Below are 15,282 nucleotides of genomic sequence, written 5' to 3' on the forward strand. Positions count from 1 at the left end.
ATATTTCTATTTTATAAATAGTGTTATAAAGGTTGGGCATACCCCATATAAAATCACTTAAAATCCGTCATTTTCTGTTATAATCTGAACCCATTTATCACAACTTGACCGCCATGGACATTATTCTGCAACTTTTTGATTTTATTTTACATATTGATGAGCATTTAGCTGTATTTTTGGCGGATTATGGCTTGTGGATTTATGGCATTTTGTTCTTGATTATCTTTGTCGAGACAGGCTTGGTGGTTATGCCGTTTTTACCAGGGGATAGTTTGCTGTTTGCGGTGGGGGCATTGGCGGCATTTACAGGCGAGCTAAATCCTGCCTTGCTTATCGCTCTGCTGTTTGTGGCGGCGGTACTTGGCGATACGCTCAATTATCACATTGGCAAATACATCGGTCCAAAAGTTTTTGAAAAAAATTACCGCTTTATTAACAAAGACTACCTGTTCAAAACCCAAGCATTTTTTGAAAAACACGGTGGCAAAACTGTGATTTTCGCCCGCTTTTTGCCTTTTGCTCGCACCTTTGCCCCCTTTGTGGCAGGAGCAGGGAGCATGAATTATAAGCGGTTTATCAGTTATAACGTCATTGGCGGGTTTTTGTGGATTACATCCTTTGTGCTACTCGGCTATTTTTTTGGCAATCAGCCCGTCATCAAGGATAACTTTACTTATGTGATTTTTGGCATTATCGGATTTAGTGTGTTGCCGATTGTCATTAGTTTTATCAAGCAAAAAATCAAACCCATGGCTTAATCACTTATCTATTTTTAATCACTTACGCTCTACAAAATGAAAAAGTACCACGGTTTCTGTTCGTGGTGAGCTTATCGAACTATGACGGAAACCGACCCTCAGGCAGGCTCAGGGCGAACGGTTTCCGTAGTAAAATTCAATTTTGTTGACTGTATCTATTTTTAATCACTTATCTATGTAACGACAAGTATCATCATGACTACATTTAAAGACTTACTCTCCAAAGACGCCCAAACCCAGCTCAAAGAAATGGGCGGTAAATCATCCACCAAACCCGAGACCGACAGTAACGGCAAACCTACCAGTGCCAATGTCATGGGCAAAAAAGAAGTCGCCCAGCAAGTCAAACGCTTTGGCAGTGAACTCATCGATGACGACAAAGTCCTGTTCATGCAAGCGATGAGCGGTGTCCGCCCCCTAAAACATGAAAAGTCGGTCAATCACGCCCAAAAAACCGACCCTAAAGACCCCACCGCCCTATTTCGCCGTGCCAATGCCGAAGGGACTGATGAGCCAACCCAAGCCAGTTTATCCGACATGCAAGCCCTGCTAAACCCCGTGGCAGGTGAAGCATTTTTAAGCTACAAACACCCCACTTTGCAAAACAAAGTCTTTGAACAGCTAAGGCAAGGCAAACTGCGTTGGTATGATGCGGTAGATTTGCACGGCTCAAGCATTGATGAAGCCCGAGATGCCGTCCAAACCATCATCACCAATGCGGTCAAACATGGCGAAACCGTGGTCAAAATCGTCCACGGCAAAGGTACAGATGCCATCATCAAAACCTGTGTCAATGGTTGGTTACGCCAAATCAGCGATGTCATGGCGTTTGTCTCTGCCCCTGCGGGTGATGGCGGTAATGGAGCGGTGCTGGTGCTGATTAAGAAAAAGAAACTCGGTTAAATTTTAGGGCGTGCCTGCCTTTGGTATTTACAATGAAAATGCCTATTGGAAAAAGCAGGGAAATCGCACGTTTTTCAAGGGAAAAACAAAGGTTGTGAGTTTTCTATCAAGCAAGTGTTTATTATGAAAAACAATCCGACCACTTAATTGTATAAATTTTAAGAATTTTAACTTACACCCAAGAAACTTTAAAATTGCTACAAATACAATGATGTGTGGACGTAGGGGCGTGCTGATCACGCCTTGTATAGTAATATCATCAAAGGGTGTGCTCAGCACACCCCTACAAACCCGTGGTAAATATCAAGTTGGTTGGGTGTAACTTTTTAAATTAAGTGGTCGGATAGCCATTTTTCATGCAAAAATTGATTAAAATGTTATCAATGTTTAACACGTCCCAGTAATAATATGATATGATTTGGATAAATTTTGACAGCTTGGTGTTTTTATGTTACCCATCATCTCTCGCTCCGCTTTGTGCTTGCTGACCTGTCTTGCCCTGCCTGCCTTTGCTCATTCTAATGACACCATGACATCAGACACGGACAGCCCTAACCCAGAACCTGAGAACAACACATGGCTTGATGACACCCGAGACGACACCAAAGGCTGGCTCAATCGCACCGCACGACACATGGACAGCTGGTTTGGTGAGACCGACCCTAATGAACCTGCTCGTGCGTCCATCCGCCTAATGCTTGACACGCATCATAATGAATATGATGGCACGACCGTCAAGCCCCGTATCCGTGGGCGTATCAAATTGCCAACACTTGAAAATCGCTTAAGCGTGATGATTGGTGATGACGATTTGGACTTAGAACAAGGGGGCGGTATCTATAATGATGGACGTGTCGTAACTTATGGCGACAGCACCTTTGACCGCCGTCAAAGTCATAAAGACAACACATCGCTCGCTCTGCGCTGGTCAAAATTCCAAGACGACATCGGCATAGAGACGGATGCTGACATCGGTCTGCGGTCTAGTGATTTATATCTTAAACTGCGAGGTGAGAAAAAATGGGAGCTTGACCACCGCATTAACGCCCGCTTTGAACAGATGTATCGCTACGGCACCAAGAGCGAGCATTATGCCCTATCCACGCTTGAATTTAGCCAGCCCCAGTCCAAGCACCGCACGCTCGTCAATCGCACGCACCTATCCTATGCCCACAAAGACACCGAGGAGACCGCATGGAGTAACAGCTTGTACCAACAGCACTACCTAGACGGCAAGCACGGCACACGGGCGTTTAGCTATGGCATTTATACAGGGGGCGATGTCGCAGACAAGAAGTTTGAACTCGACATTTATGGTCCTTATGTCAGCTATCGCCAACCTGTATGGCGAAAATGGCTGTTTGTGCAGACGGACATCAGTTATTATAATGACAAGAACCAAGACCGAGACCATCATTTGGGGGTGTTTAATCGCTTAGAAATGGTGTTTTAGGCGGATTGGCGATACAAAATTTACAACAATCCTACTTGTACGCCCTTGTCATTTGTGCCATTTTCACGCATAATAAGCGGTGTTTTTTGTTTACAAAATGAGATTTGCCATGTTTTATTTTAAAAAGTCCTGTTCTAAAAAACTCACCACATTAACACTGTCCATGCTTGCCATCTGTGGCACGACTGCCTTTGCCCAACTTGATGTTAAAACCACCCAATCGGGAACAAAAAACACCTTTGACCCTACGTTGCTGACCACCGATGACAGCGACACCGCCAGTCAGATTGACACCAAAAAAACCAGTAGCGACACCGCCACCATCAAAAGCCTTGAAAAGTCAGGCAAACGCTACACCAAAGTGGATTTGTCCGAATACGCCAAGACCGTAAACGAGTCCATATGGTCGCCCAACATGAAAGTCAATAGTGCCATGACGGTCAAAATTCAGGCACTGCTAGACCAACACCATGCATCTGTCGGGGCGATTGACGGCGGTTGGGGCAATAATAGCAAAAACGCCCTTGCCAACTTCCAACGCATGAAAAACCTGCCCGCCACTGGCAAGATGAACCAAGAAACATGGGACGCTCTAAGCGTGGGGGCGGATGACGTACTGGTCAGCTACACCATCACCCAAGATGACATCACCAAGTTTGGCAAATTACCAAGCAGTGTCGAAGCCCGCTCAAAACTTAGCGACCTAGGCTATGAGAGCATTCAAGAAAAACTTGCCGAACGCTTTCACATGCGTATCGACTATCTCACCAAAATCAACCCCAACAAAAAATTCGTGGCAGGCGAGAGCATTACTGTGGTCAATACCAAAGATGCCTTTGAAGGCGGTTTTGACAAAATCATCGCCAACACCGCAACCAACACCGTCACCGCCTACCAAGGCGACACGCTCATGGCAAGCTACCCTGCCACCATCGGCAACAGCAAAAAACCTGCCGAAAAAGGCGTTTATAGCCTAAACAGCAAAGTTAAAATGCCCCACTATCGTGCCACCGTCACCAAAGGCGACAGCAAACAAACCTTTATCCTACCCCCCGGTGCTAACAGCCCCGTTGGCGTGGTATGGATGAGCCTAGACAAGGCAGGTTATGGCATTCATGGCGTGAGCAACCCTGAGATTATCGGGCAGCCTGCCCCGATTGGCTCTATCGGTCTGTCCAACTGGGACGTGTTAGAGCTGTATGCCAACGTCCAAGAAGGCGTGACTGTTGAGATTAAGTAATCCCGTATTAGCCCACAAGTGATTTGTGGGCTTTTGTTGTCAAATCCAAATCCCATTTAAACCCGTTTATCGTAAAGGAAAACCCCATGTCCGAGCTGTCTTTTTCTGCCTTGAGTGCCCTATCACCCCTTGACGGTCGCTATGCGTCCAAATGTGATGCCCTGCGTCCTTATTTGTCCGAGTTCGGACTCATTCACGCCCGTGTAACCGTTGAGATTCGTTGGTTACAAGCCTTGGCAAACCACCCAGAGATTGGCGAAATCACACCATTTAGCCAATCCACCAACGACAAGCTAAATGCCATTGTTACCAATTTTAGCGAACAAAACGCCTTACAAATCAAAGAGATAGAACGCACCACCAATCACGATGTCAAAGCGGTAGAGTATTTTTTAAAAGAGCAAATCGCCGATATTGACGAGCTAGCCCACGCTGGCGAGTTTATCCATTTTGCCTGCACGTCCGAGGATATTAACAACCTATCGCACGCTCTGATGTTAAAATCAGGTCGTGATGTGCTAGCCCAGTCTATGCAAGCGATTATTGATGAGATTGCCAAACTTGCTGACAATTATGCCGACACACCCATGCTCTCTCGCACGCACGGACAAACGGCAAGCCCCACCACGCTTGGCAAGGAAATGGCAAATGTCGCCTACCGTCTGTACCGCCAATTAAAGCAGTTCAAAAATGTAGAACTTCTTGGCAAAATCAACGGAGCGGTCGGTAACTACAACGCCCACCTGTCCGCTTATCCAAACATTGACTGGGCAAAGCATTCCCAAGGTTTTATTGAGAGTCTAGATTTGACCTTTAACCCTTATACCACGCAGATTGAACCACACGATTATATGGCGGAGCTGTTTGACGCATTACGCCGTTTTAATACGATTTTGATTGATTTTAACCGTGATGTATGGGGCTATATCTCGCTTGGCTACTTTAAGCAAAAACTAAAAGACGGCGAAGTGGGTAGCTCCACCATGCCCCACAAGGTAAACCCCATTGATTTTGAAAATTCCGAAGGCAACCTTGGCTTGGCAAATGCGGTATTGGCTCATCTTGGCGAAAAATTGCCGATTAGCCGTTGGCAACGTGATTTGACCGACTCAACGGTTTTAAGAAACATGGGTGTGGGTTTTGCCCAAAGTCTCATCGCCTTTGAAGCGTGCCTAAAAGGCATTGGTAAATTAGAAATCAACACTGACCGCCTAGCCGAAGATTTGGATAACGCCCAAGAAGTACTTGCCGAGCCTATCCAAACCGTGATGAGACGCTACAACGTAGAAAAACCTTACGAAAAATTAAAGGCTCTCACTCGTGGGCAAGCGATGACCCGTGAGATGATGGTAGGTTTTGTCAATGGCGATGAGCTGTCTGCCGTTCCTGCCGATGAGCGTACACGCCTAGCCGAGCTGACCCCTGCCACCTATATCGGTAATGCTGATAAACAGGCGAAGGCATTGAAGGATTATTTGAAATAACTAAAATAATTTGCATTAAAAAGGCGGTCAAAAACATGATCGCCTTTTAATTCATCAGTCCATTTTCATTGGTCTAATTTCCCCAGAACCGATATACATCGCCCACATTCTCCACATCTATCACGCCATGGGCGATAAAATCTATCGTGCGTGGTAGGAGCATATGTTCTAGGGCATGAACCCTGTTTTGTAGCGTGGCAGGCGTGTCATCGGGGCGGACATCTAGCACCGCTTGGCTAAGCAGTTGCCCTGCATCAAGCTCTGATGTGACCAAATGCACGCTGCAGCCGTGATACCGCTCGCCTGACTTTAATACTCGCTCGTGCGTGTCCAGCCCTTTATAGGCAGGGAGTAAGGACGGGTGCAGGTTTACCATGGGAGCGTTTAGCTCGTCTTTAACCCCATTGATAAATAGTGGCGTTAGGATTTTCATAAAGCCTGCCAGCACCACCAAATCCACTTCCAACGGCTTTAATACATGAAGGGCAAGCCGTTCAAATTCGGCTCGTTTATAGGTTTTGCCTTGTTCGTTTTTATCAATGACAAAGGTAGCGATATTGGCGTTTTTGGCACGGGTTAGGGCGTAGGCGGTTTCTTTATTGGAAATCACGCCTACGATTTCTATATTTAAGCTGTTGTTTAATTGTTTGTCAATTAATACTTGTAGGTTGCTACCGCTACCAGAAACAAGCACGGCGATTCTTAAAGGGCTTTTAGTCATTAAGTTATAACTTTTGGTAATTGTGAAAGATAATAGGCATTGCCATTTCGTATGTCAAATCGTGTGGCTAAAGACATTGCTTCTAAAGCATATGCTTTTTTGTTACCAATCGGTAATTTGACAGCTTCAATTAAAAATAACATTTTTTCGTAAGGTGATTCACAGTTTTCTAACAAATATTTATTTTCTTCAAAAATAGCAACCGCCTTATCTGTCATATTCATTTCACGATATAGGCGTATAAATTCACTGATTGGACGCAAAAATGCCAATTTATTTTGAATGAGCGGATATCCTGTTTCTAAAATTGTTACTGCTTTGTCAGTTTGATTGGTGTAAAAATAGGCTTCAGCAATTAGGCTGTTAGTGACATGTGGCACTTCACCGCAAGTAACTGAGCCGTCCAAAATCTCTTTTACCCACTCCAAGGCTTTATCATATTGTTTTAAAAAACAATAAGCTCGGATAATGTCGTCATACTGGCAAGCCAAACAGTCATCAAAATCATTGGTTGGTGCTTCAAGCCATTTTTGTAGATTTTCTTCTATGATTTCTTTATTTGCCATTTTAATGCCTTGCATCACTCTTATTTTATGGATAGAGCGTTCACCAAGACCATATAAATCATAATAATAATGCAACATTGAACTACAACTATAAATTTCTGAGAAGTCTTTATACGGATTTTCTACAATATGGTTTAAAACCCATTTTAAACGCCATAATATTGAGCTATTGATAAATGCCCCAAACTTTTTATCATGGTTTCTATCAAGATGCATAATAAAATCTAAATATACCGCAAGCCAAATCACACTATCTGACCATAAATCAGTATTTTTAATCGGCGTAGTTGCCACATTATCAAATTCAGCACTGTCAGCAACTTTAAAATGTAATTGACAAAGCTGATAAAAATTATCATAGGAATTGGCTTGTTCAATATCGGAAAATAATGAGTTGTCCCAAAAACCTTCCATTAATTCTTGATTAGATTTGGTGTCATCTAAATCCAATCTTAATTGATTTACTTTGTCGGCAATCGGCAAATTATTTTCAAATGCGTCATTTAAACGCTGTTCAAATTCAAGATTATTCATAATGTATTTCTTTAATTAGTTAAGATTGCATAGTTTGCTTTTTGATTAACAAAAATTTTAGGATTAAAATCACTAAAGTCACATTTAAAATCATTAATTGTCATTACACTTACTCTTAGAAATCTTTTATAAATTGGGCTTAACTTTTGTATCAAGCCCAATTTACCACTTAAATTATAAATACACCACCGCTGTATCGTCTCGTTTGCCAATTCGCCCCAATCGCCAAGCGATTTCGCCCTGCTCGCTTAAAATATCAATGGCTTCATCGCACTTTTCGGCAGGGACGACAATCACAAAGCCCACGCCACAGTTAAAGGTACGCACCATCTCACTTTGGGCGATGTTACCTACCTGTTGTAGCCAGTCAAAGACGGCAGGAAATTCCCAAGTGGCAAGGTCAATCTCGGCAGATAGACTCTCGGGCAACACTCGGGGCAAGTTTTCGGTCAGACCGCCACCTGTAATATGTGCCATGGCGTGAATGTTCTCATTACCAAGCTGTTTTTGTAGGGCGTTTACCGATTTGACATAAATGCGAGTGGGCTTCATGAGTGCGTCCGCTAAGCTCTCGCCATTGCCTAGCGTATGAGCATTGACGTCCACGCCCGACACGTCAATCACTTTTCGCACAAGCGAGTAGCCGTTGGAATGCACGCCAGAGCTTGCCAAGGCAATCAGCACATCACCTTTTTGGACGTTTGCCCCTGTGATGACCTCAGATTCTTCTACCACGCCCACACAAAAGCCTGCCAGGTCATAATCTTCGTCTTGATACATACCAGGCATTTCGGCAGTTTCGCCACCGATTAAGGCACAGTTTGACAGCTGACAGCCGTCCCCAATCCCCTTGATGACCGTCTCGGCAACGTCCACATCAAGTTTGCCTGTGGCGTAGTAATCTAGGAAAAAGAGTGGCTCAGCACCGCACACCAAAAGGTCATTTACGCACATTGCCACCAAGTCTTGACCGATGGTTTCGTGGCGGTTTAGGTCTAGGGCGAGCTTTAATTTGGTACCAACACCGTCCGTGCCAGAGACCAAAAGGGGTGATTTGTAACCTTGTGGGATGCGGCACAACGCCCCAAACCCACCAAGTCCGCCCACCACTTCGGGGCGGGTCGTGGCACGGGCGACAGATTTGATACGCTGAACAAGGGCTTCGCCTGCGTCAATATCAACGCCTGCATCTTTGTAGCTAAGAGAATGAGAAGTCATGAGAGTTCCTATTGGGTTAAATAAATTGTCCTATTATAACAAAAATCAGAGCGGCTGATAACTTTTCGGGCGATATTTGTGATTTTTATAAAAATGCAAAAAAGCACTTTACTAAACGCACTTTATCAAGTATAATTATCTCTGTTTTTTCGGGCCTATAGCTCAGTTGGTTAGAGCAGAGGACTCATAATCCTTTGGTCGCAGGTTCAAGTCCTGCTGGGCCTACCATATTAAAATAAGTAAAATCAAGGTTTTAAGAGATTAGAACCTTGATTTTTTGTGTTTAAAAATAACCAATTAATATTTAAAAACAAACACCCCAAAAGTTAGTATTTGACTTTTGGGGCATTGTTCATTAGATTGGTTTAACTACTTGATAAATTAACTAAATCTTAGTTTATCAAACGTCAATACCCCGTTTTCTACCCCTACCGAAATGGTATCGCCTGCGACAAACTCGCCTGCTAGGAGTTTTTGGGCAAGGGGATTTTCAATCTCTTGCTGTATGGCACGTTTGAGCGGTCTTGCCCCAAACACAGGGTCGTACCCCACCGACACCAGCTCATTCATCGCTTCGTCTGATAAGACAAGGCCAAGCTCACGCTCTTTTAGTCTGGCTCTTAGGCGGTCAAGCTGAATGCTGGCAATGCCTGCCATTTGCGATTGCCCAAGCGGATGAAAGACCACAATCTCATCAATACGGTTGATAAACTCGGGGCGAAAATGAGCGTTCACCGACTCCATGACCGCCGATTTTATCTCTTCGTACTCGTCCCCTGCCATGTCAAAGATTTTATGACTGCCAAGGTTTGATGTCATGATAATCACGGTGTTTTTAAAGTCCACCACACGCCCCTGAGAGTCGGTCAAACGCCCGTCATCTAAGACTTGTAGCAGGATATTAAAGACATCCGGGTGAGCCTTTTCCACTTCGTCAAACAGCACCACGCTATACGGCTTACGGCGAACCGCTTCGGTCAAAACACCCCCTTCTTCATAGCCAACATAGCCGGGAGGAGCTCCCACCAGACGGCTTACGCTGTGCTTTTCCATAAACTCGCTCATGTCAATTCGCACCATGGCCGTCTCGTCATCAAACAAGAAATTGGCAAGCGATTTGGTAAGCTCAGTTTTACCCACGCCTGTCGGCCCTAAGAATAGGAACGAACCACTAGGGCGGTTGGGGTCGGACAGCCCTGCACGGCTACGGCGGACGGCATTGGCAACCGATTTGACCGCTTCGTCTTGACCGACCACACGCTCATGCAAAATCGCCTCCATGCCAAGCATTTTATCACGCTCGCCTTGCATCATCTTGGCGACAGGAATGCCTGTGGCAGCCGACACCACTTCGGCAATCTCATTGTCCGTTACCTTATTTCTAAGGAGCTTTGGCGTGCCTGTGTCATCATGCTGTTCATCGGCAAGCTGTTTTTGCAAATTAGGAATAATCTCATATTGCAAACGACCTGCCTGCTCCCAGTTGCTCTCACGTTGGGCTTTTTCTAGGGCAATGCGTGCCTTATCAAGCTCAATTTGGGCGTGCTTGGTGCCTTCTACCAGGGCTTTTTCGGCTTTCCAAATCTCTTCTAAGTCATTGTATTCTTTGGTTAATTCGTCAATTTGGGTTTGCAACTGCTGAACCTGTGCAAGGCTTCCTGCATCATCTTCTTTTTTGACAGTTTCTAACTGCATTTTTAATTGAATGATACGTCTGTCAAGTTTGTCAAGGCTTTCAGGCTTGCTGTCAAGCTCCATTTTTATGCGAGACGCTGCTTCATCAATCAAATCAATCGCCTTATCAGGGAGCTTACGGTCAGTGATGTAGCGGTGCGACATTTTGGCGGCGGCGATAATGGCACTGTCAAGGATTTTGACCCCGTGATGTAGCTCATACCGCTCTTTTAGCCCACGCAAAATGGCAATGGTGTCCTCTACGCTCGGCTCATCCACCAGCACCTTTTGAAAACGTCTCTCCAAAGCAGGGTCTTTTTCAATGTATTGGCGGTATTCATCAAGGGTTGTCGCCCCCACACAGCGTAACTCGCCACGGGCTAGGGCAGGTTTTAGCATATTGCCTGCATCCATTGCCCCACTAGTCTTGCCTGCCCCCACCATGGTGTGTAGCTCGTCAATAAATAGGATAATGTTGCCATCTTGTTTGGCAAGGTCATTTAGCACGCCTTTTAGACGTTCTTCAAACTCGCCATGATATTTCGCCCCTGCGATGAGCGAACCCATGTCAAGCGATAGCACTTCTTTATTTTTTAGGCTTTCAGGTACTTCGCCATTGACGATACGGCTTGCCAAGCCCTCCACAATGGCGGTTTTACCCACCCCCGGTTCGCCTATTAGCACAGGGTTGTTTTTGGTGCGTCTTGACAAAACTTGCACGGTACGGCGAATCTCATCGTCTCGCCCGATGACAGGGTCAAGTTTGCCGTCACGGGCTCGGTCGGTGAGATTGACGGTGTATTTTTCCAAGGCGTGTCTGGTGTCTTCGGCATTTTGAGTGTTCACGGTATCTCCCCCACGGATATGGTTAATGATAGCTTGTAATTTTTGGGTATCCACGCTCGCATCTGTCAGCACCTTTTTGGTGTCGCCTGTCTGACTTAGGGCGAACAGCACCCATTCGCTTGGCACAAAGCTGTCGCCTGCCTTGGTGGCAAATTTATCAGCAAGGTTTAGCACCTGTGTCAAATCAGGGGCGAGACTGGCTTGACCTGTGGGCGTGGATAAGGTCGCCAAATCGTCTAGTTTTTTGGCGGTGTCATGGTTTAGCCTGTTGATGTCCGCCCCTGCTTGGCTTAGCATGGCGACATTACTCTCATCTTGGAGCATGACGGACAAGACGTGCATGGCAAAAATCGCTGTATTATCACGCCCCACCGCTAGGGATTGGGCGGATTGCAGAGTTTTTTGCACTTTTTGGGTGAGTTTATCAAAGTTCATGTTTTACCTTTTGTCGTTTATTTTTACATTTGGGAAAAGTTTTTCCCACTTGTCAAATATATGCTTGACAAATGCAAAATTTTCAATAACAAAAAATCGGCTAAACCATAAAATTTTTATAAACTATTGATTTTTATATAAATTTATAAATTTTTAAAAATCCCTTGTAATTTTTACACCCGTTCCCATATAGGTTTTATTATTTTAACTCAACTCAAAACATGAATTGCTTCTGCCAAAGTTAAGAAGCAATGAATTAGGAGAACTACATGCCTCGTCTAGCCCTACATACCGTTGATACCGCCCCCGAAAAAGCCAAAGAGCGTGTTGAAGCGGTACAAAAAGCTAACGGCTTTATTCCAAATCTTATTGGTGTGCTTGCCAACTCACCCCAAGCCCTTGAAATGTATCAAGAAGTGAGTAAACTAAACAGCAAAAACTCGCTGACTGCCGAAGAGATTGAAGTCATTCAAATCACCGCTGCTGCTCATAACGGCTGTGATTTTTGTGTGGCAGGACACACCAAGATTGCCGAAGTTCGCCTAAAAATGTCGCCCGCGGTCGTAGAAGCCCTGCGTACTCGCACGGGCATTGACGAAAACGCCAAATACCAAGCCCTAGCCCAGTTCACCATGGCACTCATCGACAAGCGTGGTCAAGTCTCTGACGAAGAGCTAGAAGCGTTTAAATCAGCCGGCTACAATGATCAAAACGTGCTAGACGTCATCATGGGCGTGGCACTGTCTACCCTGTGCAACTACGCCAACACCGTTGCCAAGACCGACATCAACCCAGAGCTGACTGCCTTTGGCCCAAACCGTTAATGCTTGACCATTTTAAACAATGATTAAAATCTTTGTTAAACATATATTTAAAATATAAATATTATCACAAAATAGATAAATAATCATTGTCAAACACCCATAAAACCCTTATAATAATAAGGGTTTTATTTTTGTCCGCCATTTATCGACAAGTTTTTTGTTAAAACAAATCTTTTAGTAACAACCGTTTTTATGCTTGTATTTATGAATGGCGAGTGTATAATAATATTGATTGATGTCAATCTTTTGGACAACGGCTAATACCTTGACATTAATTCATTCACAACCACTCATTTCAAGGAATACACCATGCGTACAGACATGTTCCAACAAATTCTAGACGACCTAAACAGCTCATCTGCGGATGTCGAAGCCTCTGCCCTTATCTCAACAGACGGCTTGATGATTGCCTCCGCCCTACCCTCTGGCATTGACGAAGACCGTGTGGGTGCGATGAGTGCCGCCCTACTGTCACTAGGCGACCGTGCAGGTACTGAGTTGGCTCGTGGTAAAATCGACCGCCTACTCGTACAAGGCGAGAAAGGCTATGTCATCATGACCTCAGCAGGCGGAGAAGCGGTATTGACCATTCTTGCCAAACCAAATGCCAAACTAGGCTTGATTTTCCTAGACATCAAACGTGCCTCAGAAGCCTTGGCAAAACTCATCTAAATCCTTTGCCTTATTTTATTAACAAGTTAAATTAAGGAGACTTGTTTTGAGTATTCAATTAGAAGACATGGCAAAACCTGCTGGCGATGCCACCGAACATACCCTAACTTTCTTTGATGGCACAACACGCACCGTTTATGACACTGGCGTAGAACGTCCCTTTCCTGACGGCAGACTCATCGTCTCTCGCACCGACTTAGACGGCATACTTACTCACGTAAACGATGCCTTTGTTGAGATTAGTGGCTATACCGAAGACGAGCTTATCGGCAAGCCCCAGCACATCCTACGCCACCCCGACATGCCAAAAGCCGCCTATGCCGACCTATGGGCGACCGTCAAAGCGGGCAACAAATGGCACGGCTATGTCAAAAACCTATGCAAAGACGGCTCGCACTACTGGGTGTATGCCACTGTTGTGCCAAACGTGCGTCGTGGCAAGACCGTTGGTTATACGTCTGTACGCCGTAAGCCTAGCCGTAGCAAGATTGAAGCGGCAACTGCCCAATACTTTACCATGAAAGGAGCAGAATAATGGCTCATAATTTTCTGATTGCCCCCGATTTCTCGCCAGAGCGTTTTGCTGGTTGGCACATGTTTAACACCTTGCTACAAAAACGTTCGGGTCAAGCGTTGCACCTTATCACGCCCGCTTCACACGCTGAGCAAGAAAATAGTGTAGCAAAAGACGATGTTAAAATCATCTACGCTAACCCTTTTGATGCTGCCAAACTCATTCGTGAAGATGGCTACCGTGCTGTTGCTCGCCCTGTTGGTAAGTCTGACGAAATGGCAATCATCTCATCAGCAGGTGGCAATATCAAGACCTTGGATGATTTAAAAGCAGGTGCCAAAATCGCCATGGCAGACAACCGTGATGTCAAACTTATCGGTCTGCGTCTGCTTGAAGCGGTGGATTTGACCGAAGATGATGTTGAATTTGTCATCACTGAGACTTATCAAGCCGCCGCCAAACAAGTGGTCAAAGGCGAGGTAGATGCAGCATTTTTTATCGCTGAGATTTATCACTCTCTATCCAAGCTGACCAAATCACAACTTAATGTACTCATCGAGAGCAACATCGCCACCATCTCGCATGTTATTTTGGTTAAAGATGGCTTTGCCGAGGCGGACGATGTCGCCAAAGTGATTTTGTCACTAAAAGACGATGCCGATGGTCAAGCGGTGCTAAGCGAGCTTGGCATGCCTGATGGTTTTGAACCCATGGATGAAGAAGATGCCGAGTTCATGATTGACCTTATGGAAACTTTGCTTGACTAAGTAAGGTTGCAGGTGGGTTTGGTTATGCCAAGCCCATTTGTTTTTATTTACCATCACAGATAAGCTTATGAACAGAACCAAACATGCCGATGCTTATCACCGCTTTCGTCATTATTCTCGGGCGGTACTAAGCAGTCCTTCGGTGGCAGAATATCACAAAGAGCGGATTAATATTGCCAAAAAATTAGACGAAAGCGAACCCTTGCAAGGGGCGTTATCAGACTATTTTTTTGGCTGTTGGTATGATATCCCTATGATTCGCCCCGAATTCATCCAAGAGTTTGAATCTCGCCTTAGCACCCAAGCATGGCAAATCATCAATGACTGCATGTCACGGCAATATTATCTACAAAAAAATAATCTCTTAGCGACACGTTGGAGTGTGATTACCACACCCACCCTTGATGTGCCTAGCCATAAACTGCGTGCCAGCAGTGATGATGCCACTCATCTTGCCCAAAGTCTGTTAGAGTCTATTTTAACCGCTCACAAAGCCCAAAATTTTGATGAAGTCACTCGCTTAGAAGATGAGTTTTTTGACCACTGTCTTGCCTGTCATGACCTAGTGGCGTTTATGAAAGCATGGTTCAAGCTTGGCAAACATGACTGGGATTTTGACATGCGGTGGGTCGCTTGCCGTACCGAGCTTGAACGACTAACGCAGTGATTTTTA

14 protein-coding genes and 1 tRNA gene are annotated in these 15,282 nt (G+C 45.0%); 11 read left to right on the top strand and 4 right to left on the bottom strand.

What is annotated here, in order from left to right; genetic code table 11:
- Positions 1–125 precede the first annotated feature (125 nt).
- From K941_RS0113310 to purB, 5 genes are all read left to right on the top strand, one after another.
- Positions 126–758 (top strand): DedA family protein, encoded by a 633-nt coding sequence (locus K941_RS0113310; RefSeq protein ID WP_029103962.1) that lies wholly within the window; start codon positions 126–128, stop codon positions 756–758.
- Positions 759–953: 195 nt separating this feature from the next.
- On the top strand, positions 954–1,661 hold the full coding sequence (locus tag K941_RS0113315; RefSeq protein WP_036388565.1) for a Smr/MutS family protein: 708 nt from the start codon (positions 954–956) through the stop codon (positions 1,659–1,661).
- Positions 1,662–2,109: 448 nt separating this feature from the next.
- Positions 2,110–3,114 carry a hypothetical protein gene (locus K941_RS16120; protein WP_051226098.1) on the top strand — a complete coding sequence of 335 codons (1,005 nt, stop codon included), beginning with the start codon at positions 2,110–2,112 and terminating at the stop codon, positions 3,112–3,114.
- Between the two features lie 109 nt (positions 3,115–3,223).
- Complete coding sequence (locus K941_RS16125; protein ID WP_051226099.1) at positions 3,224–4,354, top strand: L,D-transpeptidase family protein; 1,131 nt, start codon at positions 3,224–3,226, stop codon at positions 4,352–4,354.
- A gap of 86 nt (positions 4,355–4,440) precedes the next feature.
- A complete protein-coding gene (purB, locus tag K941_RS0113335) occupies positions 4,441–5,838 on the top strand; it encodes an adenylosuccinate lyase (protein ID WP_029103964.1) in 1,398 nt (465 codons plus the stop codon).
- A gap of 73 nt (positions 5,839–5,911) precedes the next feature.
- Here the strand turns inward: purB and purN are convergent, their stop codons facing one another.
- The 3 genes from purN to purM form a co-directional block, all read right to left on the bottom strand.
- Positions 5,912–6,559, bottom strand: coding sequence for a phosphoribosylglycinamide formyltransferase (gene purN / locus K941_RS0113340; RefSeq protein WP_029103965.1), 648 nt, complete (start codon positions 6,557–6,559; stop codon positions 5,912–5,914).
- Positions 6,559–7,659 (bottom strand): tetratricopeptide repeat protein, encoded by a 1,101-nt coding sequence (locus K941_RS0113345; protein WP_029103966.1) that lies wholly within the window; start codon positions 7,657–7,659, stop codon positions 6,559–6,561. Before K941_RS0113345 ends, purN begins: the two co-directional genes overlap by 1 nt.
- 174 nt (positions 7,660–7,833) lie before the next feature.
- Complete coding sequence (gene purM, locus K941_RS0113350) at positions 7,834–8,877, bottom strand: phosphoribosylformylglycinamidine cyclo-ligase (RefSeq protein ID WP_029103967.1); 1,044 nt, start codon at positions 8,875–8,877, stop codon at positions 7,834–7,836.
- Between the two features lie 151 nt (positions 8,878–9,028).
- On the opposite strand from purM, the gene K941_RS0113355 reads away from it, so the two are divergent.
- Positions 9,029–9,105, top strand: a tRNA-Ile gene (locus tag K941_RS0113355).
- Positions 9,106–9,258: 153 nt separating this feature from the next.
- Here K941_RS0113355 and clpB read toward each other — a convergent pair.
- Entirely contained in the window at positions 9,259–11,832 is a 2,574-nt protein-coding gene (clpB, locus tag K941_RS0113360) for an ATP-dependent chaperone ClpB (protein WP_029103968.1), read from the bottom strand.
- A gap of 269 nt (positions 11,833–12,101) precedes the next feature.
- On the opposite strand from clpB, the gene K941_RS0113365 reads away from it, so the two are divergent.
- The 5 genes from K941_RS0113365 to K941_RS0113385 all read left to right on the top strand — a co-directional run bounded on the left by K941_RS0113365 (position 12,102) and on the right by K941_RS0113385 (position 15,276).
- Positions 12,102–12,656, top strand: coding sequence for a carboxymuconolactone decarboxylase family protein (locus K941_RS0113365; protein WP_029103969.1), 555 nt, complete (start codon positions 12,102–12,104; stop codon positions 12,654–12,656).
- Positions 12,657–12,965: 309 nt separating this feature from the next.
- Positions 12,966–13,328, top strand: a complete 363-nt coding sequence (locus K941_RS0113370) for a roadblock/LC7 domain-containing protein (RefSeq protein ID WP_029103970.1) — start codon at positions 12,966–12,968, stop codon at positions 13,326–13,328.
- A 46-nt stretch (positions 13,329–13,374) separates the two neighbouring features.
- Complete coding sequence (locus K941_RS0113375) at positions 13,375–13,863, top strand: PAS domain-containing protein (RefSeq protein ID WP_228130429.1); 489 nt, start codon at positions 13,375–13,377, stop codon at positions 13,861–13,863.
- The gene (locus K941_RS0113380) at positions 13,863–14,609 is read left to right on the top strand and encodes a phosphate/phosphite/phosphonate ABC transporter substrate-binding protein (protein ID WP_029103972.1); all 747 of its coding nucleotides are present in this window, start codon (positions 13,863–13,865) and stop codon (positions 14,607–14,609) included. Before K941_RS0113375 ends, K941_RS0113380 begins: the two co-directional genes overlap by 1 nt.
- A gap of 67 nt (positions 14,610–14,676) precedes the next feature.
- A complete protein-coding gene (locus K941_RS0113385) occupies positions 14,677–15,276 on the top strand; it encodes a hypothetical protein (protein WP_147287560.1) in 600 nt (199 codons plus the stop codon).
- Positions 15,277–15,282 lie beyond the last annotated feature (6 nt).

The organism is Moraxella caprae DSM 19149, from assembly GCF_000426885.1.
Lineage (GTDB): Bacteria > Pseudomonadota > Gammaproteobacteria > Pseudomonadales > Moraxellaceae > Moraxella > Moraxella caprae.